The sequence below is a fragment of the Streptomyces sp. NPDC046881 genome, assembly GCF_040645015.1.
In the GTDB taxonomy this organism is placed as follows: Bacteria; Actinomycetota; Actinomycetes; order Streptomycetales; family Streptomycetaceae; genus Streptomyces.
Genome location: NZ_JBEYXJ010000109.1, coordinates 1 through 19148, shown reverse-complemented (window position 1 = coordinate 19148; position 19148 = coordinate 1). Strand labels below are relative to the sequence as shown.

The following is a 19148-nucleotide window of genomic DNA, read 5'->3' as shown; positions in this document are numbered from 1 at the left end:
ACGGAACGACAGCGACGGAGGACAGGCGAGTGAGCAGGGATCTGAGCCTGGAGCGGATGCCGGCTCGGGACGGAGTGCTGCGCGGCGCGCACGAGACCCCGGCCGAATCGGTGGAACGCAGGCTGAACGAGTGCCTCCGCGGCCCCGGGACGACGGTGGAGCGGCTTCCCGTCCACGACGACCTGACGGCCGCACTCACCCGGAGGCTGGAGGAGGGACTGTCCCACGGGGACGACGACGCGCTGCTCGACGTCCACCGCAGCGCCTACACGGTGTACGAGACCCTGCTGGGACACCCGCTCAGCCCGGCCGCACGCCATGAACGCAGCGCCTGGTTCAACGCGTTCCGCTCCCTGTACGAGGACCGGGTCCTCGCCGCGGACGTCGAGGAGATCGCCGACCGGCTGCCCTCCGAGGCCGACGCCCGGCATCCCGGGTTCGTCCGCGAGTGGTTCCTCGCCGCCGCGAAGGAACGCAGCGACCTCGACCGGGCGGTGGAGACCTACCTGGCCGAGAAGGCCACGACCGAGCAGCTGGCCGCCTTCATCCAGGCGGACGGCTACCTCAACTACCGCTTCTACGACGCCCTCGTGCTCGCCCAGCCGCACTTCATGGAGGGCGTCAAGCACGAGATCAGCAAGCACATGTGGGACGAGTGCGGGGAAGGCCGGGCCGACGCCGCGCACACCCTGCAGTTCACCCGCAGCCTGCGCCGGCTCGGCCTCGAACTGCCCACCGTCCCGCCCTGGGAGGACTGGCGGCCGTACGCCGGGCACAACCTGTACTTCCTGCTGGCCTGCAACCGGCGCCACTACTTCAAGGCCCTGGGCAGCCTGGCCATGCCCGAACTGTTCGACGTCGACCGCGACGCGGCGGTCGTCAAGGGCCTGGAACGCAACGGGTTCACCGCCCAGCACGACTTCGAGTTCTTCTTCAACCACATGGAGGGCGACGCCGAACACGGCCCCGAGTGGCTGGACGGAGTCGTGCTGCCCATCGTCGAGGCCGAGCCGGACGCCAGCATCGAACTGATCACCGGCGGACTGCTGCGGATGCTGGCCATGCGGCGGTACAACGAATACCTCGCCGAGCGCCTGGGGCTGGCCGACGCGGCCGACCTCTCCCGGGAGGGGAGGCGGTGACCGGCGGGGAAGACAATCCCTTCCCTTCCCTGGAGATGACCGAACGCGCCACCGGCTTGCGGGCGCGCGAACGGCTCAGCACCAACGAGAACGAGTTCGGACCGGCCCCCGAGGTGGTCCGCGCCATCGGCGCCGCCGCCCAGGAGTGCCACCGCTACCCCGACTGCGACCACCACGAGCTGCGCCGGCGGCTCGGGCACACGCTCGGCGTACCCGAGGACCACGTGCACATCGGCTCCGGCATCGACGGACTGCTCGGTGTCATCGGCCGTGCCTTCCTCGGGCCGGGGCGCACCGCCGTGACCAGCGACGCCACCTATCCGACCTTCGCCTACTTCGCACGTGCCTGCGGCGCCACGGTCCACCTCGTGCCGTACCGGGACGCGCGCGTGGACACCGAGGCCCTGATACGGCGGGCCACCGACACCGGCGCGGACGTCGTCTACCTCGCCGACCCCGACAACCCGACCGGCGGTTCGCTGGGCGCTCCGGCCCTGCTGCGGCTGGCGGACCGGCTGCCGGCCCGGACCCTGCTGGTCGTCGACGGCGCCTACACCGAATACCAGCCGCCCGCCGACCGGCTGGCGGCCGACGGGGTGACCGGCCGGCGCATGCTCTGGCTGCGCACCTTCTCCAAGGCCCACGCCCTGGCCGGCCTGCGGATCGGCTACGCGGTGGGCGACCGCGCCCTGCTGGCCGCACTGCGCCGGGGCGGCGAGCACTACGTCGTCGGCCGGGTCGCCGAGGCGGCCGCACTCGCCGCGCTCGACGCCGTCGGGCACCTGACCGACACCGTCCGGCGCACCGCCGAGGGCAGGGCCCACTACGGCCGGCGGCTCACCGAGCTCGGCTACACCGTGCTGGAGGGCACGACGAACTTCGTGACCTTCCGGTGCGCCGACACCGAGACCGCCGGTGCCGTCGCCAAACGACTCGCGCAGTCCGGGGTGTTCGTACGGCATCTGGCCGCACCCGGACTGACCGACTGCCTGCGGATGAGCATCGGTCCCACGGCCCAGCGCGAGGCGGTCCTCGCCGAACTGTCCCGAACGGCGTGAGGCGGCCCGCCGGCCCCGCCCTCCCGCTGACCCGCCCCGAGCCTCCCCCCCGCTTCGAGACAAGGAGTCCACATGGCCGTACCCCTGAGCTTCCGGTCCGGATCGCAGATCGCCGAATCGGTGTGTGCCGGGCACCCCGACAAGGTCGCGGACCGGATCTCGGACGCCGTGCTCGACGCCTTCCTGACGATCGACCCCTACGCCCGGGTCAACTGCGAGACCCTGGTCACCAGGGACAACGTGATCGCCACCGGTCAGATCACCGCGAACGCCGAGGTGGACGTCGACGCGACGGTCCGCTCCGTGCTGCGCGAGATCGGCTACCACGACGTGGAGCGGCACGGACTGAGCGCCGACACCTCGACCGTACGGGTGCTGCTCGACCGCCAGTCCCGCGAGATCGCCGACGGGGTCGACCGCGGCGGCGCCGGCGACTCCGGCATCGTCTACGGGTACGCCTGCGACGAGACACCGGAACGGCTCCCGCTCAGCTGCGTCCTCGCCCACGACATCGCCCGCCGGGTCGGCGCCACCGGCGACCGGGGTGTGCCGGCACTCGGACCGGACGGCAAGGTCCAGGTGGAACTGTCCCGCCGGGACGGCGCCGAACGGGCGATCGTCGTCGTCTCGGCCCAGCACCCGGCCGACCTCTCCCTGGACGAGCTGGCCGACCTGGTGGCGGGCAAGATCGTGACACCGGCGCTGGAGGACCGCGGCGTCGTACCCACCGACATCCACGTCAACCCCGCGGGCACCTTCGTCGTGGGCGGCACCTCGGCCGACGCCGGGCTCACCGGACGCAAACTCATGGTCGACGCCTACGGAGGCCTCGTCCGGCACGGCGGCGGCTGCTGCTCCGGCAAGGACGCGACCAAGGTCGACCGGTCCGGCGCCTACGTCGCCCGCTACCTCGCCGCCAACGTCGTGGCCGCCGGACTGGCTGGCCGCTGCCGGATCGGCCTGGCCTACGCCATCGGCCGCCCGCTGCCGGTCTGGCTCGACGTGGAGTGCTTCGGCACGGCCACGGTCGCCCACGAACGCATCGCCGCCGCCCTGACGGACCTGGTGGACCTGCGGGTGGAAGCGGTGATCGAGCGCCTGTCGCTGCGCACCGCCGCCTACCAGCCGACCGCCGCCTACGGCCACTTCGGCCGCCCCGAGTTCTCCTGGGAGCGACTCGACCTGGCGGACGCGCTCCGTTCCCGGCTCGGCGACGGGAAGGCCGGCACGCCCACCGCCTGACCGGGGAGCACCTGTTCCAGGGCCGGGACCGCCCCCAGGCCCCGGCCCTCCGGAACTCCGACATCCGAGCCCTGACGAGAAGAGAGCGCCCGAAGACATGGCCCCCTTGCGGACCCGGCAGGAAGACCCCCCGATTCTGGAAGAGTGGTACCGCAGGCACCTGCCCGCCTGCCGCTTCGACATCAGCTCCAGCGGTGTCCACCCCTACTCCTTCGCGGAGGTCCGGGAGATGTGCGCGCTGGCTGTCGAGGACCTGGACGACATCGTCATGGACGACAGCGTCTCGGAGGGCGGGGCCGGCATCCGCCAGGCGATCGCCGACCGGTACTGCGCCGGCGACGCCGACCGGGTCCTGGTCACCCACGGGTCCAGCGAGGCGATCGCCCTGACCCTCGACGCCCTGCTGCGGCCCGGTGACCGTGTGGTGGTTCAGGAGAGCATCTACCACTCACTGGGCTACTTCCCGCGGCAGACGGGATGCCGGACGGTGCCCCTGCCGGCCGCCAGCGTCCGGGACGGGGAGATCGACCCGGACACACTGGCCCGGCTGGTCACCCCGGACACGGCTGCCGTCATCGTCAACTTCCCGCACAACCCGAGCGGCAGGACCCTCAGCCAGCAGGGTCTGGACGCCCTGCTGGCCCGGGTGGAGGCCGTCGGCGCCGTGCTGGTCTGGGACGGGGCGGCGGCGGAGATCGCCCACCGCTGGGAACCGCTGCCCGACCCCGCCACCCGCTACGAACGGACCGTCACCTACGGCACCTTCTCCAAGACCTTCGGCCTGCCCGGCCTGCGCGTCGGCTGGGCGATCACCTCCCCCGAACTGCTGCGGGCCACCTTCCCGTTGCGCGACCGCACCACCCTGTTCCTGTCACCGCTGGTCGAACTCATCGCCGAGCACGCCATGCGGCACGCCGACCGGCTCATCGGCCGGCGCGCCGCGGAGGCCCGGCGCAACCTCGCCCACCTCACCGAGTGGGCGGCCCGGCACAGCGGACTCGTCGACTGGACCCCACCCGAAGGAGGAGTGTGCTGCCTGCTGGGGATCCGTGAACTGGCCACCGCGCAGGACGGCACCGCGGTCGAGGAGTTCTGCCGGGACCTGCTCGCCGCACACAAGACACTCCTGGTCCCCGGCTCCGCCTTCGACGCCCCCCGGTCGGTACGGCTGGGCTTCGGCGGGCCCGAGGCCGACTTCCGCACCGCCCTCGAACACCTCGCGCAGTTCCTTGGGCAGCGCTCGGCAGGCTCCGGCCGCGCCGGCGCTCAGGGCGTGTAGACGCCGGGGCGGGGAGGCGGTGCGGCCGGTGTGGGTCAGCGGGTGCCCTGCGCCGTGGCGCAGCCGATCGGACCGGCGGGGATGCCGGTGCCGGTCGAGGTGGCGGTGAAGCCGAAGGTGACGCTGCCGTCGGCGGGTACGACCCGGTTGTGGTCCACGTTGCGGACCGTGACCGTGCCGTCGGCGGCGGACGACTGCGTGCCGTTCCACAGGCTGCTGATCCTGGTGCCCGCCCCGGGCAGCCAGGACACCGCCCACCCGTCGAGCGGCGCCGTGCCGTGGTTCATGACCTCGACGGAGGCCTGGAAGCCGCCGTTCCAGGAGTTCACCACGGAGTAGGCGGCCATGCAGGAACCGGTGTGCGGATCCGACGGCGTGGGTGTGGGCGTGGGCGTCGGTGTGCCGCCGGAGCCGCGGATGCCCGTGACCTCGCCGTGGCCGCCGTCGAAGACGATGTCGGAGCAGGAGAAGAAGTTCTCCTGGCTGTCCGAGCGGACCCACTGGATGAAGAGTAGGGCGTCACCGGTCCGCCCCGAGGGGAGCTTCAGGTCCCAGTAGTAGTGGCCGCCGTCGGTGCCCGGCGACCCCTGCTGCGGCGGATTGGTGACCGTCTGGACCAGGTCCAGGTCGGCCCAGCGCAGGGCGGAGGACGGTGACCAGCCCTGCCTGGTGACGTAGACACGGAAGTCACCCGGGTGCGCCGCCCAGTTGCTGTACTGGGCCTGGATGGTCGCCCCGCTGGTCAGATGGGTCCGCGGCCAGTCGGCGCGGGCCGCGTTGTAGGCGCGGAAGTCGTACGGGGACCGGTCGCCCGCACTGCACAGGGTGCCGTCCGGGACGTAACCGGAGCCCCGGCCGCCGGCGTGGGAGTCGAGCACGGCGAACCAGTTGTACAGCGCCGTCGCACCGCTCTCGGCCAGCGCGTCCCGGCACGCGGGGTTGGTCGGGTCCAGCCCGCCGGTCGTCGTGCGCGCGTCCAGATAGCACAGGTAGGTACGGGAGCCGGGCAGCATCGCCACCCCGTGCGCCTGCGCGCTGCTCTGCCCCAGCAGGGTCAGGGCGAGCGCCGCGAGCAGGGTCGACAGGGCCGCTGCCGCCGACACCAGTCTGTTGCGTCGAGCCACGTTCTGCTCCTCTCGGTTCGCGTCGGGCGGTGGTGCACCCCCGGCGGGCGCCGTACCGAGGCGGGCGGGACCGCCGGGGGCGTCGGTGTACGTCGTGTCAGTGATCGGTGCCGCCGCCCGGGCGCACGGCCGGGTGGGCGTTCTTCACGAGCATCGCGAACTGTTCGGGGAACCATTGCCCGGCCAGCGGGGCGCCGGGCAGCGCGCCGGTCTTGTTGCCGCCCGCGCCCGGCGGGGCGTACCCCGGGTCGCACATGGGGTCCGCGGCCTTGCCCTCGTCGTTGGGGACGTCGGTGCTCGCGCCGTCCGACTCACCCGGCGGCTTCACCCACAGGAACGCGTCGAGGTGGGAGTCGGGGTAGCCGGAGGGCGCGGCCTGCGGCGGCCGTCCGAGCCCGGCGCCGCCGACGTTGCACCACAGGCCCCGGTAGGTCCGGCGGTCGACGCGGGACTCGGCGACGTAGGTGTCGAGGGCGGTGCTGGTGCTCTCCGCCGTGGGCCGCCCGGGGCCGCCCCACCCGTTGCGGGAGGTGTCGACGACCATGCCGGTCGACGCGGGCCAGCCGGCGGCGACGAGCGCGCGGTGGACGTCCCTGGTGAAGTCCGACTCGTCGAAGTCGGGGTTCCACGCGTAGAACGTCGAGGACTTGACCGGGTTGCCGCCGACGGTCCTGTCCGGGTCGGTCAGGAAGGGTTCTTCCAGGGGCATGTAGTTGGAGACGTTGGTGACCAGCCCGTCGACGCTGGCCGGTCCGGCGGCGGTGCCCTGGGCGACGTCCGTGTACAACTGCACGCTCTGGGCCAGGTTGCCGTCCCAGCCGAGCCAGCCGGAGTTCGCGAAGTCCAGGTACGTGTAGACGTTGGGCAGCGCGTGCAGCTTGTCCAGGGCGTACCGGATGCCCTTGACGTAGATCCCGCTGCTCTTGGCCCGGGCGCACTCGGGGTCGGCGGTGTTCGTCGCCAGGTTGGGCAGGCTGTCCGGCTCGATCACCGCCGTGATGCGGATGTCGCGGTACTTCCGCTTCTTGAAGACGTTCGCGATGGCGTCGACGTACTCCCTCTCGTAGCGGTCGAGACCGGCCTGCGTGAGCGGGAGTTCGCCGCTGGAGGCCTGCGCCGCGCAGTCCCGGCCGGGCAGGTCGTACACCACGAAGGTCGCGGTGATCGGCTGTCCGCGCCGCTTCTGGGCGAGGGCCAGGTCGAGGTGGTCGGCGAGGCTCCTGCGGCCGGCCGCCTCGCCCCCGCCGCCGATGGCGGCGATCCGGTCCAGCCACACGGCGGTGGGATAGCGGCCCACCTTCCGCATCTTCGCCCGGAGCCCGGGGTCGGAGGTCTGGGCGGCCGAGGTGCGGACGTGGGCGGTGTAGTCGGGGTTGACGTAGAACGAGGCGCCGGCGAACGGGTTGTCGACGTGGTTCTCCGCGGCGGCCGCCGGGTGCGCGGTGAACTGCCCGGCCAGGCCCAGCGTCAGGGCGGCGAGCGCCGCGCCCAGCGAGGCCGCCCGGCGCCGTCGCCGGCCCGGCCCCGGCCGGGGTACGGGCGCTCGGCGGATGGGGTGTGTCATGTGCCCTCCTCGTGCGTGCGGGGGTCAGGGGGCGTTCCAGGGTCGGGGCCGGCGCGCTCAGCTGCCGGCGCAGTGCGGTGCGGGTGTGACGGCGGTGCCGTCGGCGGTGAAGTCGAACGTTGCGGTGGCGCCCGGCGACAGGGAGCCGTTTGGCGGGCAGGAGGCTCCTGGGGGCGGGCCTTTCCTGGAGCGGGGCGGCGCCGGGGTGGAGCCGGGACCCGCCCGATCGGCGGGGCGGGGACGAGCGGGTCCCGGAGCGGTTGGGTCACGCGGTGGCGCAGGCACCGCCGTTCAGGCTGAAACCGGACGGCTTGGCGAAGGTGCCGCCGTAGCTGCCCTGGAAGCCGAAGGACACCTGGCCGCCGGGCGCGATCTGTGGGTTGTAGGGGAGGTTGCTCGCCGTGACCGCCCCCGAGGACGGCGTCACGCCGGCACCCCAGACGCTGCCGATCTGCTGCCCCGCAGGCAGTGTGAAGGCCAGCTTCCAGCCGCTGACGGGGGAGGAGCCGGTGTTGGTGACGGTGACGTCGGCGCTGAAACCGCCCTGCCAGACGTTCGTCGCGTACGCCACCTTGCAGGCCGCCGACCCCCCGGAACCGCCGCTGCCGGTCTCGACCGTGGAGGAGAACGAGGTCACGGCCAGACCGGCGCCGTTCTGCCAGGGCTCGAACCCGGCCTGCACGCTGGTCAGGTACCAGCTGTCCTGCGCCAGACCCCGGGAGACGGCCTGCCGGACGAAGTCCATGACGTCGAAGTTCCAGCTGGTGATCGCCGACGGCGCGACGAAGGACAGGACGTCGTTGGAGCCGTTGTTGCCGGACCACACCTGCCACGGGCGCCCGGCCACGGTGGCGGTGCCGACCTGCGAGCCCACGGGCTGGACGGGGCCCACCTTGTTGAACCAGATCATGATCTCGGTCCGGTTGACGCCGTCGGTGCGGGGCGTGGGGTCGAGCCAGATGTCGTACGCGGCGTCGTACACCGCGTTGCTCACATAGGTGTACGAGATGCCGGTCGGCGCGCCGGCGATGGTGCTGAGCCGGGCCGGGAGCCTCGTGCCGGGCGAGCAGTTGGTGTAGTGGCAGCCGTTGAAGACGGACGGGTAGGACTTCGGGGCGCCGTTCGTCGGTACGGAGCCGTCGGCCTGGGTGACGCGGAATCCCGAGTCGGTGACCGCGATGCACTGGGCGTCGCCGGTGCCCCAGCGGTTGTTCTGGACGACGTAGCGGCCCTGGATCATCGTCGATCCGTACTGTTCGCAGATCGTGGTGTCGGCCTGGGCGGGCGGAGCGACGCTCAGCAGCGCCGCCACGGCGGCGAGTGCGGTGAGCAGCGCGCCCAACAGGCCGCGCCTGCCACGGACATGGTGCTTGGACGGTCGCATGCGGGTCCTCTCACATGACGGTGGGGGGAGCGTGGGAGCGCTCCCGCCGGTATACAAATGGGAGCGCTCCCATACCCTCCGTTGGGCAGGGACTGTAGGGACTGCCCATGTCCCTGACAAGACTGGCGGCGGGATGAGTATCGAAGAGCTTTCGAAGCCGCAGGTCGGAGGGGGGACGAGACCTGGGGGATCGCGTTTTTGGAGCGCTCCCGAAACATGCGGCGCCGTCACGCCATGACTGGCGCCCTCACAGGCCCATGACGTCGAACAGGGCCGACGGGTCCGGTTCCGAGGCGCTGTCCAGGTTCTGCTCGGTCCAGATGACCTTGCCCCGGGAGGCGTAGCGGGTGCCCCACATGTCCGCGAACTGCGAGACCAGGAAGAGCCCGCGGCCTCCCTCGTCGGTGGTGGCCGCGCGCCGCAGCCGGGGCGAGGTGTTGCTGCCGTCCGACACCTCGCAGACCAGGGTCCGGCCCAGCAGCAGCCTGACCCGTACGGGCGGCGCGCCGTAGCGGAGCGCGTTGGTGAGCAGTTCGCTCAGGATCAGTTCCGTGGCGAAGGCCACCCCCTCCAGGCCCCAGTCGGCGAGCCGTGCGCTCACCTCCCTGCGGACCCGGGGCACGGCCTCCGTGTCGAACGGGACGTCCCAGGTCGCGACGGACGAGGGGGCGAGCAGCCGGGTCCGGGCGACCAGCAGGGCCACGTCGTCGCTGGGGTGCCCGGGCAGCATCGTGTCCACCAGGGCGCGGCAGGTCTCCTCCGGCGTCCGGTCCGCGTAGGCGATGGTCGAGGAGAGCAGTTCCAGGCCCTCGTCGATGTCCCGTCCGCGGTTCTCGACCAGGCCGTCGGTGAACAGCACGAGCCGGCTGCCCTCGGGCAGGTCCAGCTCCCCGGCCTCGAAGGGGTGGCCGCCGACCCCCAGGGGCGGCGACAGGGGGAGGTCGGGGAAGGTCACCCGGCCCTGCGGGTCCACCACGGCCGGCGCCAGGTGCCCGGCACGGGAGAGGGTGCAGTGCCCGCCGACCGGATCGTAGATGGCGTACAGACAGGTGGCCCCGGTGAGCGGCACCCGGTCGTCGTCGTTGGGGTCGCCCTGGGTGTCCAGCCGGGTCACCATCTCGTCGAGGTGCCCGAGCAGTTCGTCCGGGGCCAGGTCCAGCGAGGAGAAGTTGAGCACGGCCGTGCGCAGCCGCCCCATGGTCACCGCGGCCTGCAGTCCGTGCCCCACGATGTCCCCGACGACCAGCGCCACCCGGAAGCCGGGCAGGGGGATGACGTCGAACCAGTCGCCGCCCACGCCGGACCGCGCCGGCAGATAGCGCGAGGCGACCTCCAGCGCGCCCTGCTCCGGCAGGCCCAGTGGCAGCAGGTTCCGTTGCAGCGTCATGGCCAGCGCGTGCTCGCGGGAGTACCGGCGCGCGTTGTCGATCGCCACGGCCGCCCGGGCCGCCAGCTCCTCGGCCACGGCGACATCCTCCTGCTCGAACCGGGGGGAGTCCGCGCCACGCCAGAAGTTGACCATGCCGAGGACCACTCCGCGCGCCCGCAGCGGCACCGTGATCAGCGAGCGGATGCCGTAGTCCAGCGCCCGCAGCGCCCCCTCGGGGTCCTGTGCCCGCCAGTCCTCGGCGCTGTGCAGTTCGGGCACCAGGACGGCCTTGCCCTGGCGCAGGGCCGAGGTCATCGGCGTGTCGGCCATCACGAACCGGATCACGTCACCCACCGGCTGGAGGGGGTGCCCGGATTGCGAGGCGCGCAGCGCGGTGCGGCGCATCTGGCGCACGGCGCTCGTGGGTTCCTGGCCGTGCAGCACGGAGTCGAGGAGTTCCACGGTGACGAAGTCCGCCATCCGGGGGACCGCCACCTCGGCCAGCTCCTCCGCCGTACGCCGTACGTCGAGGGTGGTGCCGATCCGCACACCCGCCTCGTACAGGAAGGACAGCCGGCCCCGCGCCACCTCGGCCTGCCCGGACAGGGCCCTGAGGTCCGTGGTGTCCCGGAAGGTGGCGACCAGCCCCCGGGCGCCGCCGTACGGGGCGGTGGGCCGGATGTTCACCGCGAGCAGCCGGTCCCCGGCCGGGATGACCTCGTCGGTCGCGGTCTCCTGCGACTCCAGCAGCCGCACGAGCCGCGGCGCCAGCCCCAGCTCCCGCACCTGCCGCCGGTCGGCGTCCCCGGGCAGGTTCAGCAGCCGGTGCGCCTCGTCGTTGGCGAGCAGCACGCACCCCTCCTCGTCGAGGATCAGCACGCCCTCGCGCACCGCGTGCAGCACGGCGTCGTGGTGTTCGTACATCCGGGTCATCTCGGCGGGGCCGAGGCCGTGGGTCTGCCGCAGCAGGCGCCGGCTGACCAGGGCCGCGCCGCCGGTCGCCAGCACGAGTGCCCCCGCCGCCGCGCCGAACAGCATCGGCAGCTGCCGGTTCAGCACGTGGCTGACGTTGGCGTACTGGATCCCGGCGGTGACCATGCCGATCACGCGCCTGCTGGCATCCGTCACGGGGACGACCGCGCGCACGGCGTCGGACGGCTCGCCGTGGAACGTCTCGGTGAACGTCTCGCCCGCGGCGGCCCGGCCGACCCCCTCGGCCTTCGTTCCGATCAGCGCGGGTACGGGGTCGGTGAGCCGGATCCCGTGCTTGTCCAGGACGCTGACGAAGTCGACCCGGGAGCCCTTCTGCGCCTGTTCCGACGCCTCCTGAAGCCGGGCCGTCGGATGGGGCGACCGCAGCGCGAGCGCCGTCCCGGGCGCATGCGCGAACGCCTCCGCCGCGGCGAGGGAACGATCCTCCGCGCTGCGCTGGGCGTCGTACCGCCCCTGCACGACGAGGGCGGCGGCCGCCACCGCGACCAGCAGCAGCATGATCAGTGCCTGCAGCAGAAAGACCTGCGCGGCGAGCGTGCGGACGCTCAGGGACGGCGAGAGGCGGCGTCCGCGTGACGGCCAGGGCCTTCGACCACGGGACGGATCGGATGACCCACGCGTGCCGGGCGGTGGCGCCGCGCTCGCCCGTGGCCAGCGGGAACGTCCGCTCATCTCCCTGTTCTAGCACTGGAACTCCGTGATCGGCGACCGGGGTGTCCGCCGACGGGGGCGGCGCGGGCACGGTGTACGGGCGCCCGGCCCGCCGCGGGATGCGGCCGCTGCGCGCCGGGTGACCGTGCCGGCCGCGTCGGCAGTGACCGCGGGGCAGCGCGCCGCGTGGCGGAAACATGCCGTTGAGTGGAGCAATCCGGGCGCGCCGCGGCCCGGCGGACCAGGCTGGGAGTCTTGTCGGGATTTCTGTGACAGGAGTCCGTGTGCGGAGACCACGTATGCCGAAACCTGGACATACCGGTCGGGGGTCGGAGGACGGTGCCGGCGCGCGGACGCAGTTGTCGGCGCCCCCGGCATGGATGCGGTGGCTGCCCGCCCTGTACGTCGCGGGCCTCCTGCTGCTGGAGCCCGTGACGCCCGTGCAGTGGCCGGTGAGCTTCGTGCTCATCGCCCTGCCGCTCGTGGCCGCCTTCGCCCACGGCCCGGTCGTCGTCGGCGGTGCCACCGTGTTCGCCGTCACCCTGGAAGCGGTGCTGGCCGGCACCCCGTGCTGCGCGGGCCGTTCGGTCGGCTACCTGTGGGACCGCCACTACGTGGCCTCCTACATCTGCACCGGCCTGGTCGGAGTCCTCGGCATGATCCTGGCCGCGCACCGCGTCCGCCGCGAGCGCACGCTGGCCGACCTGCGCTTCGTGGCCGACATCGCCCAGCGGGTCCTGCTCCGGCCGGTTCCGCACCACATCGGCGGCCTCCGCCTGGAGAGTCTCTACCGGTCCGCCGCCGCGGAGGCACGCATCGGCGGCGACCTGTACGAGGCCGTACCCACCCGGTACGGCGTCCGGCTGCTCATCGGCGACGTCCGGGGCAAGGGGCTGCTCGCGGTGGAGACGGCCGCGGCCCTGCTCGGCGCGTTCCGCGAGGCGGCCCACGACGAACCCGCGCTGCCCGCCCTGGTCGAGCGGGTGGAGACCAGCATGAACCGCAGAGCGATGCTGCTGGGCGGCAGCGAGGTGGGCGAACGGTTCGTCACCGCCGTCTTCGCCGAGTTCGCCGCGGACGACCCGTCGATCCGCGTCGTCAACTGCGGCCACCCGCCGCCGGTACGGATCCGGTCCGGGGAGGTGCGGGAACTGGACAACGGCCGTTCGGCCCCGCCGCTCAACCTCGGCATGCTGGTCGGGGAGCCGTACCACGTGGACACCTACTCGTTCCGGCCCGGCGACCAGCTCCTGCTGTACACGGACGGCATCACGGAGACGCGCGACGCCGCCGGCACCTTCTACCCGCTGCTCCAGCGCCTGCGTTCCTGGGGCGGTCTGCCGCCCCGGGACCTCCTGGAGCGGCTCCACCACGACCTGCTGGACCACAGCGGCGACCGGCTGCAGGACGACATCGCGGCGCTCGCCGTGTGCCTCCCGGCCGAAGAGCCGTCCGTACCGCCGCTGTCACCGGCCGGATGAGCGCGCGGAGGCGCCACGGAGCAGCGCCTCCGGCCGGCTCAGAAGGCCGTGTGGGCGAACCAGCGGTCGAGGACCGCGGTCTCGCCGGAGACGTCGAAGGCCGCCTCCTGGTACGACCGCCGTCCGTAGAGCAGCAGCAGGAGGTCTGCCGCGGCACCGCGCACCGCCACCGTGGGCGGCTCGGACGCGGCGTCGCCGCCGGTGGGCGGCAGCAGCCGGAAACCGTCCGCGTCCAGCCGCACCCGCCACTCCTCGCCGGTGCCGGCGCACCGGAACGCGACGGTCTCGCCGTCGCCGCGCAGCTTCGTCACCTCGGGGGCGAACAGCCCCGCGTAGGGGAGATTGACCAGGAACTCGTCCACCGCGTCCGCCGCCAGCACCGGGTCGACGTCGGACTCCCGGCCCACGGCGTGCTCCGCGTCCACCCGGTGCACCAGCGTTTCGCAGAGCATCCGGCGGGCCCAGAACCGGGCGTGCTGGTCCTCGCCCCACGCCCACATCGCCGCACCGGGATCCGTGTCCCGCAGCACGGCCGCCACCTCGGGCACCCCCGCCGCCACCCAGTCGGCGAGGTCCCGCTCGTGCTCGGGCAGCCCCAGCTCCACGTCACGGCTGCGCGGCGGCTCCTGCACCCGCCGGGTGAGCAGCGCGCAGAACCAGCGCTGCACCGCTCCCACGTGCCGGGTCAGCTCGGCCAGCGTCCAGTCGGGGCAGGAGGGCACGGCGCCCGCGGGATCGGCGCCGCGCACCGCCTCGGCGAACCGGAGGGTCTCCCGCTCGATCGCCTCACGGTAGGTGTCGTACGGAAGGGGATACCCCGCCCCGCTCGTCGTTGCCATCTGCTGCCGCCGTTCTTTCCTGGGCACGGGTGCCGCTCCGCCGTTCGCGATCAGTGTGGCTGTTGGAGTCCACTCGAAGGCAAGCCGGGGCGGCGTGTGTGCCTGGTCACCGCACGCGGGCCACTCCCGCGTAGATGCCGCTGCCCTCCGGCTCGGTGGCCGGATCCGTGCCCCACTCCGTCGCGGTCACCAGGCCGGGCGAGACGAGGTCCAGGCCGTCGAAGAAGCGCGCCACCTCCGCGCGGGACCGGAAGCCGAGTTCGATACCGCCCTTGGCGTACTCGGCGGTGACCTGTGCGGCGAGTTCGGGATACAGGTCGGACGCGGCGTGCGACAGCACCAGGTAACTGCCCGCGGGCAGCGTGGCGACCAGGTCGCGGACGATTCCGTGGGCGTCCTGCTCGTCGGTGATGAAGTGCATCAGCGCGATCAGCGACAAGGCGATCGGACGGCCGAAGTCCAGCACCTGCCGGGCGTGCCGCACGATGGACTCCGGCTGCCGCACGTCGGCCTGGATGTAGTCCGTGACGCCCTCGGCGCTGCTGACCAGCAACGCCTCGGCATGGCGCAGGACGATCGGGTCGTTGTCGGTGTAGACGACCTTCGCCGACGGCGCGATGTCCTGGACGACCTGGTGCAGGTTGGGCGGGGTGGGGATGCCCGTGCCGATGTCCAGGAACTGGTCGACACCCTGCGCGGCGAGCCAGGCGGACGCCCGGTGCATGAACTGACGGTTCTGCCGCGCCGCGTCCCGCGCCTCGGCCGGCAGCCGCTCACCCACGGCCTCGTCGACCGGATAGTTGTCCTTGCCGCCCAGCAGCCAGTCGTAGACCCGCGCGGGATGCGCCTTGCTGGTGTCGATCATGGCAACTCCGTTGGACCCGAGGCCTGTTCAGCCGTGTGTTCGATCATCCTACCGAGCCCGCGGCAGGCGACTGCGCGTCAGCCCCGGCCGCGCGCAGCCGGACAGGGACGGAGCGGGCTGCCGCCGTGGACCGGTGGATCACGCGGAGGGGACGGCGAGTTCGTCCACCACGGCCTGGAGACGGCCCCCGTGCTGCTCCGCGACCCGCCGTTGCCGTACGGAGCCGGTGCCCCGGTGCTGGACCTCGCTCAGCCAGTCCCCGACCCACCGGTCGTCGCCGTAGCGGCTGAGGTGCGGCTCGACCCGTTTCCAGAGTTCCTCCACGAGCCGGCCGACGGCGGTGGGGGCGCAGTCGCGGGTGTGGGTGGCGGGCAGGGTGCCGTTCGTCCCGTGCCGCGCGGCGTGCCAGCACGCCGCCCGCAGCAGCAGGTCGGGGACCTCGGGCGCGGGTTCCCCGGCGCGGACCGCGTCCACGGCGCAGCCGACGAGGGCGCGGACCAGGAGTGCGTAGGCCGTGGTGGCCGCGGGTTCGGGCAGCACGTCGGCGACGCGGACCTCCACGGTGGGAAGGTGCGGCGAGGGCCGGACGTGCCAGTAGATCATGGCCGGGTCCATCGCCGCTCCGCTGGCCACGAGGTGGCCGACGAGCTGCTCGTGGTGGGCCGCGCCCCGCAGGTGGGGCGGAGGCCCCGCCACCGGCCAGCGGCCCCAGACCATGGAGCGCCAGCTCGCGTATCCGGTGTCCGTGCCGTCGCTGTACGGGGAGTTGCCGGTGAGGGCCAGCAGCAGGGGCATCCAGCCCCGCAGGTGGTTGACCGACCGTACGGCCTCCTCCCGGTCGTCGACCCCGACGTGCACGTGGCAGGCGTTCACCCCCTGGTCCTGGACGAGGGGCCCGAAGCGGCGCAGGAAGGCGCGGTAGCGTGCCTTGTCCACGACGGGCGGCGGGCCCGGTCTGCCGAGGACCGCGCTGCCGGTGGGCACGAGGAGGCAGTCGTACTCGGCGGCGGCCGTGGCCGCGCCGCCGCGCAGCCGGACGATCTCCGCCTGCAGTTCCTCGGCGGTGCGGCACACCGCGCTGACGGTCTCCACCTGTGCCTGTGAGACCTCCGCGGTGGCGTGCGGCGCGCCGAGGAGACCGCGGGCGGCGCCCACCACGGCGGGGGCCCTGTGCACGACCGCCCTGCTGTGGCGGTCGGCCAGCACGAACTCCTCCTCCACGCCGACCGTCGGCGGTGCGGCCACCTCCGCGGGGGCCACGGGCGTACCGGCGACGACGGGGGTCACGGCATCAAGCGGCTCCGGCACGACCAGCCCTTCCGGAAGACACAGGACGCACTGCTGTCGAGCTCGAAGACATGGGCCACTCCCTGTCGCGCAGCGGGTGGGAGCACACATGCTCGCCCCGGCGCCGAGCGCGCGACAAGCGGCTACCCGGTCACCATCGGGTCGGGCACACCGCCGGTACGGCGCTCCCCACCAGGAGCGGCACCGGCCCGAGAAGGCGCAGGTCCGACAGGGGTGCATGCACGGCGCGCCCGCACGGACCGCCGAGCCGCACCGGCCCACCGCAACGCACGCGTCCAGAGGGTTGTCCACCACTGGCCGAACTCCGACGCGAAGAAGTGGAATCCGGGGCCGTAGGGGGCGGTCGCCCGGTATGACTGGGGGGACTTCCGCAACTCCGGCAGCAGGGAGGCCCGATGACGGACGTCCGTACGGAGTCGATCGAATCGATGGAGCAACTCGCCGTGGTCTGGCGGGCCATGGTGCTCGACCGTGACCCCGGTGCCGATGTGCGGGACCTCCCGGGCATCGCCGTCCGCTGGGCCGACTGCCGGTTCTCCTTCTGGAACTGCGTCACGCTGACCGACGTCGGCGCGGATGCGGCACTGGTCGAGCGACGGCTCGGCGAGGCGGCCGCCATCATGCGCGCGAAGAAGCACCCGGGGTTCCTGTGGCTCTTCGAGGGGCTGCTGGACGACGAGGCACGCGCGGGGGTGCGGGCGGCGGCCGGGCGGGCGGGCCTCGAGTACGCCTTCCCCGGCACCGGTATGGCCGGTGACCTGCTGCCCGTCCCCGAGCCGTCCCACCCGGACCTGACCTTCGTCCGCGTGACGACGGACGCACAGCTGCGGGCGTACGCGGACCTGAACTCCCGCGCCTACGGCTTCCCGCTGGAGGACGGCCGCGACGGGCTCCTCGGATCCGCGCTGTGGAAGAGCCAGGTGCACGCCTACCTGGGTCTGCGGGACGGAGTCCCGGTGACGTGCGCCGCGACCGTGGAGGCGGACGGTCGTCTGTTCGTCGTCCTCGTCGCCACCGCACCGGAACAGCAGCGCCGCGGTTACGGGGAAGCGGTGACCCGGAAGGCCCTGTACGAGGGTGCCCGGGCCACCGGCCTGACCCGCGCCACCCTGCACGCCACGGCGGCCGGGGCGCCCGTGTATCCCCGTATCGGCTTCCAGCCCAACACGCCGGTGCACTTCTACGGTCTGAAGGGGTGACCGGCCGGCCGTGCCCCGGACCGTGGGTCAGTCCAGTGCGTCGAGGGCGGTGAGGATGTCGGCCGGCTCGGCGCGGGCGGTGTAGTCGGTGTCGACGAAGGCCCAGCGGATGGTGCCCGAGCGGTCGATGACGTAGGTGGCCGGCAGGGGCAGCGTGCGCGGGTGGCCGTCGTTGACACGCTGGAGGTCGAAGCCGAGCCGGTCGTAGACCGCGGCGAGGTCGTCGGGGAGGTCGAAGGCGAGGCCGTACTGCTTGGCGGTGTCGGAGCCGATGTCGCTCAGGACGTCGAAGTCGAGGCCGTGCTTCTCGGCGAGGGTCAGGGACTCGTCGGGGATCTGCGGGGAGACGGCGACGAGCCGGGCGCCCCGCGCGGTGATGCCGGCGTGGTGCTGCTGCAGGGCCCGGAGGGCGATGTTGCAGTACGGGCACCACGCGCCCCGGTAGAAGGTCAGGACCACGGGGCCCGTGGCGAGCAGGTCGTCCAGCGCCACGGTCCGGCCGGTCGCCGAGGGCAGGCGGAACACAGGGGCCCGGTCGCCGACGGTGAGGGCACGGCCGGCCTGCCCGGAGTCGGCCAGTTCCCGGCTCGCCCGCTGCATGATCTCCCGCACCTCGGCGGGGATCTGCTGCCGGCGGGCCTCGTAGAAGGTGCGCAGTTCGGCGTTGAGGCTGGTCATGGTGCCCTTCCTTCCGGTCGGCGGCCCGACGGCCCGACGTCGTACGGCGCGTGCCCTGCCGCTAACTTGAAATGGTCGTTCCAAGATAGCGGCAGGGTCCGGCCCCGCGCCAGGCGAGGTGCGCGACGGAACGGTCAGAGAGTGGTGAAGGGGCGATGGTCCGCCAGGGCGAGCATCCGTACGAAGTCGGCCAGACGCACTGCCCTGCGGGCGAGGAAACGAAGGAGCGCGGGTGCCTGGGGGCCGTAGGCCGCCGTCCACAGTGCTGGTATGCGGTTCATGGCCGCAGGATGCGGCCGGGGCCGCGTGGTGCGGCACATCGTGGACGATCCTGGACGCCGTCCCACGCGGCACCCGGCCGGGACGGGCGGCCCTTGTCACGTGGCGGACCCGGAGTATCTTGGAACCTATATTTCAAGATGGCGGGGTGAGACATGCCGGACATCAAGCACTTCGATCCGGACGCGGCCCTGGACACCGTGGTGCGGCTCTTCTGGAAGCAGGGCGTGGCCACGACGGGGATCCAGGACATCGTGACCGCGACCGGCCTGAACCGCTCCAGCCTGTACGCCACCTTCGGCGGCAAGCAGGAGCTGTACCTCGCCGCGCTGCGCCGCTACCTGGAGCGGCGTTCCCAGCCGATGTTCCGTCGGCTCGCGGAGGACGAGCGGGGGCTGCCCGCCGTCGCGGAGTTCTTCGACGGCCTGATCGCGGCGCGGTGTTCGGGCGAGTACGCCCGCTGGGGCTGCATGGTCTCCAACGCCCATGCGGGCGCCGAGAACGGTGACCCCGACGTCCGCGCCCTCCTCGACCAGCACCACCAGGAACTGCGGGACGCGATGTACGCGGCGCTCGTCACGGCCGAGGCCGCCGGGCAGCTCGCCGCCGGCGCCGACCCGGCGGCCGCGGCCGCCCGCTCGGAAGAGCACACGGCTGTACTCCCGTCACACGCATGACAATCTGGGTTTGCGT

The 19148-nt window shown here is 72.9% G+C and carries 16 protein-coding genes; 7 read left to right on the top strand and 9 right to left on the bottom strand.

Annotation, left to right across the window (positions count from 1 at the left end; genetic code table 11):
• Positions 1–29 precede the first annotated feature (29 nt).
• The 4 genes from ABZ923_RS34025 (at position 30) to vioD (ending at position 4721) form a co-directional block, all read left to right on the top strand.
• Positions 30–1142, top strand: coding sequence for an iron-containing redox enzyme family protein (locus ABZ923_RS34025; RefSeq protein WP_361479748.1), 1113 nt, complete (start codon positions 30–32; stop codon positions 1140–1142).
• Positions 1139–2200 carry an aminotransferase class I/II-fold pyridoxal phosphate-dependent enzyme gene (locus tag ABZ923_RS34020; RefSeq protein ID WP_361479746.1) on the top strand — a complete coding sequence of 354 codons (1062 nt, stop codon included), beginning with the start codon at positions 1139–1141 and terminating at the stop codon, positions 2198–2200. The genes ABZ923_RS34025 and ABZ923_RS34020 overlap by 4 nt, the downstream gene beginning before the upstream one ends.
• Before the next feature lie 72 nt (positions 2201–2272).
• Positions 2273–3442: a methionine adenosyltransferase gene (metK, locus tag ABZ923_RS34015; protein WP_361479743.1), complete on the top strand. Its 1170-nt coding sequence runs from the start codon at positions 2273–2275 to the stop codon at positions 3440–3442.
• 97 nt (positions 3443–3539) lie between these two features.
• Entirely contained in the window at positions 3540–4721 is a 1182-nt protein-coding gene (gene vioD, locus ABZ923_RS34010) for a capreomycidine synthase (RefSeq protein WP_361479740.1), read from the top strand.
• Between the two features lie 35 nt (positions 4722–4756).
• Here the strand turns inward: vioD and ABZ923_RS34005 are convergent, their stop codons facing one another.
• From ABZ923_RS34005 to ABZ923_RS33990, 4 genes are all read right to left on the bottom strand, one after another.
• Positions 4757–5845 carry a lytic polysaccharide monooxygenase gene (locus ABZ923_RS34005; RefSeq protein WP_361479737.1) on the bottom strand — a complete coding sequence of 363 codons (1089 nt, stop codon included), beginning with the start codon at positions 5843–5845 and terminating at the stop codon, positions 4757–4759.
• Between the two features lie 97 nt (positions 5846–5942).
• Entirely contained in the window at positions 5943–7409 is a 1467-nt protein-coding gene (locus tag ABZ923_RS34000; protein WP_361479734.1) for a glycoside hydrolase family 6 protein, read from the bottom strand.
• Positions 7410–7674: 265 nt separating this feature from the next.
• On the bottom strand, positions 7675–8793 hold the full coding sequence (locus ABZ923_RS33995) for a cellulose binding domain-containing protein (RefSeq protein ID WP_361479731.1): 1119 nt from the start codon (positions 8791–8793) through the stop codon (positions 7675–7677).
• Positions 8794–9040: 247 nt separating this feature from the next.
• Entirely contained in the window at positions 9041–11653 is a 2613-nt protein-coding gene (locus ABZ923_RS33990) for a SpoIIE family protein phosphatase (RefSeq protein WP_361479728.1), read from the bottom strand.
• 452 nt (positions 11654–12105) lie between these two features.
• On the opposite strand from ABZ923_RS33990, the gene ABZ923_RS33985 reads away from it, so the two are divergent.
• The gene (locus ABZ923_RS33985; RefSeq protein WP_361479725.1) at positions 12106–13287 is read left to right on the top strand and encodes a PP2C family protein-serine/threonine phosphatase; all 1182 of its coding nucleotides are present in this window, start codon (positions 12106–12108) and stop codon (positions 13285–13287) included.
• A gap of 38 nt (positions 13288–13325) precedes the next feature.
• Here ABZ923_RS33985 and ABZ923_RS33980 read toward each other — a convergent pair whose 3' ends face one another.
• From ABZ923_RS33980 to ABZ923_RS33970, 3 genes are all read right to left on the bottom strand, one after another.
• The gene (locus tag ABZ923_RS33980) at positions 13326–14126 is read right to left on the bottom strand and encodes a maleylpyruvate isomerase family mycothiol-dependent enzyme (protein ID WP_361479722.1); all 801 of its coding nucleotides are present in this window, start codon (positions 14124–14126) and stop codon (positions 13326–13328) included.
• A gap of 106 nt (positions 14127–14232) precedes the next feature.
• A complete protein-coding gene (locus ABZ923_RS33975; protein WP_361479719.1) occupies positions 14233–14991 on the bottom strand; it encodes an SAM-dependent methyltransferase in 759 nt (252 codons plus the stop codon).
• Positions 14992–15129: 138 nt separating this feature from the next.
• Positions 15130–16299 carry a glutamate--cysteine ligase gene (locus tag ABZ923_RS33970; RefSeq protein ID WP_361479716.1) on the bottom strand — a complete coding sequence of 390 codons (1170 nt, stop codon included), beginning with the start codon at positions 16297–16299 and terminating at the stop codon, positions 15130–15132.
• A 395-nt stretch (positions 16300–16694) separates the two neighbouring features.
• Between ABZ923_RS33970 and ABZ923_RS33965 the strand changes: the two genes are divergently transcribed.
• Positions 16695–17498 carry a GNAT family N-acetyltransferase gene (locus ABZ923_RS33965; RefSeq protein ID WP_361479713.1) on the top strand — a complete coding sequence of 268 codons (804 nt, stop codon included), beginning with the start codon at positions 16695–16697 and terminating at the stop codon, positions 17496–17498.
• Between the two features lie 27 nt (positions 17499–17525).
• Here the strand turns inward: ABZ923_RS33965 and ABZ923_RS33960 are convergent, their stop codons facing one another.
• Both ABZ923_RS33960 and ABZ923_RS33955 read right to left on the bottom strand, forming a co-directional pair.
• Positions 17526–18176, bottom strand: a complete 651-nt coding sequence (locus tag ABZ923_RS33960) for a peroxiredoxin-like family protein (protein ID WP_361479710.1) — start codon at positions 18174–18176, stop codon at positions 17526–17528.
• A 134-nt stretch (positions 18177–18310) separates the two neighbouring features.
• A complete protein-coding gene (locus tag ABZ923_RS33955; protein WP_361479707.1) occupies positions 18311–18457 on the bottom strand; it encodes a hypothetical protein in 147 nt (48 codons plus the stop codon).
• A 153-nt stretch (positions 18458–18610) separates the two neighbouring features.
• On the opposite strand from ABZ923_RS33955, the gene ABZ923_RS33950 reads away from it, so the two are divergent.
• The gene (locus ABZ923_RS33950; RefSeq protein WP_361479704.1) at positions 18611–19132 is read left to right on the top strand and encodes a helix-turn-helix domain-containing protein; all 522 of its coding nucleotides are present in this window, start codon (positions 18611–18613) and stop codon (positions 19130–19132) included.
• Positions 19133–19148: the final 16 nt, after the last annotated feature.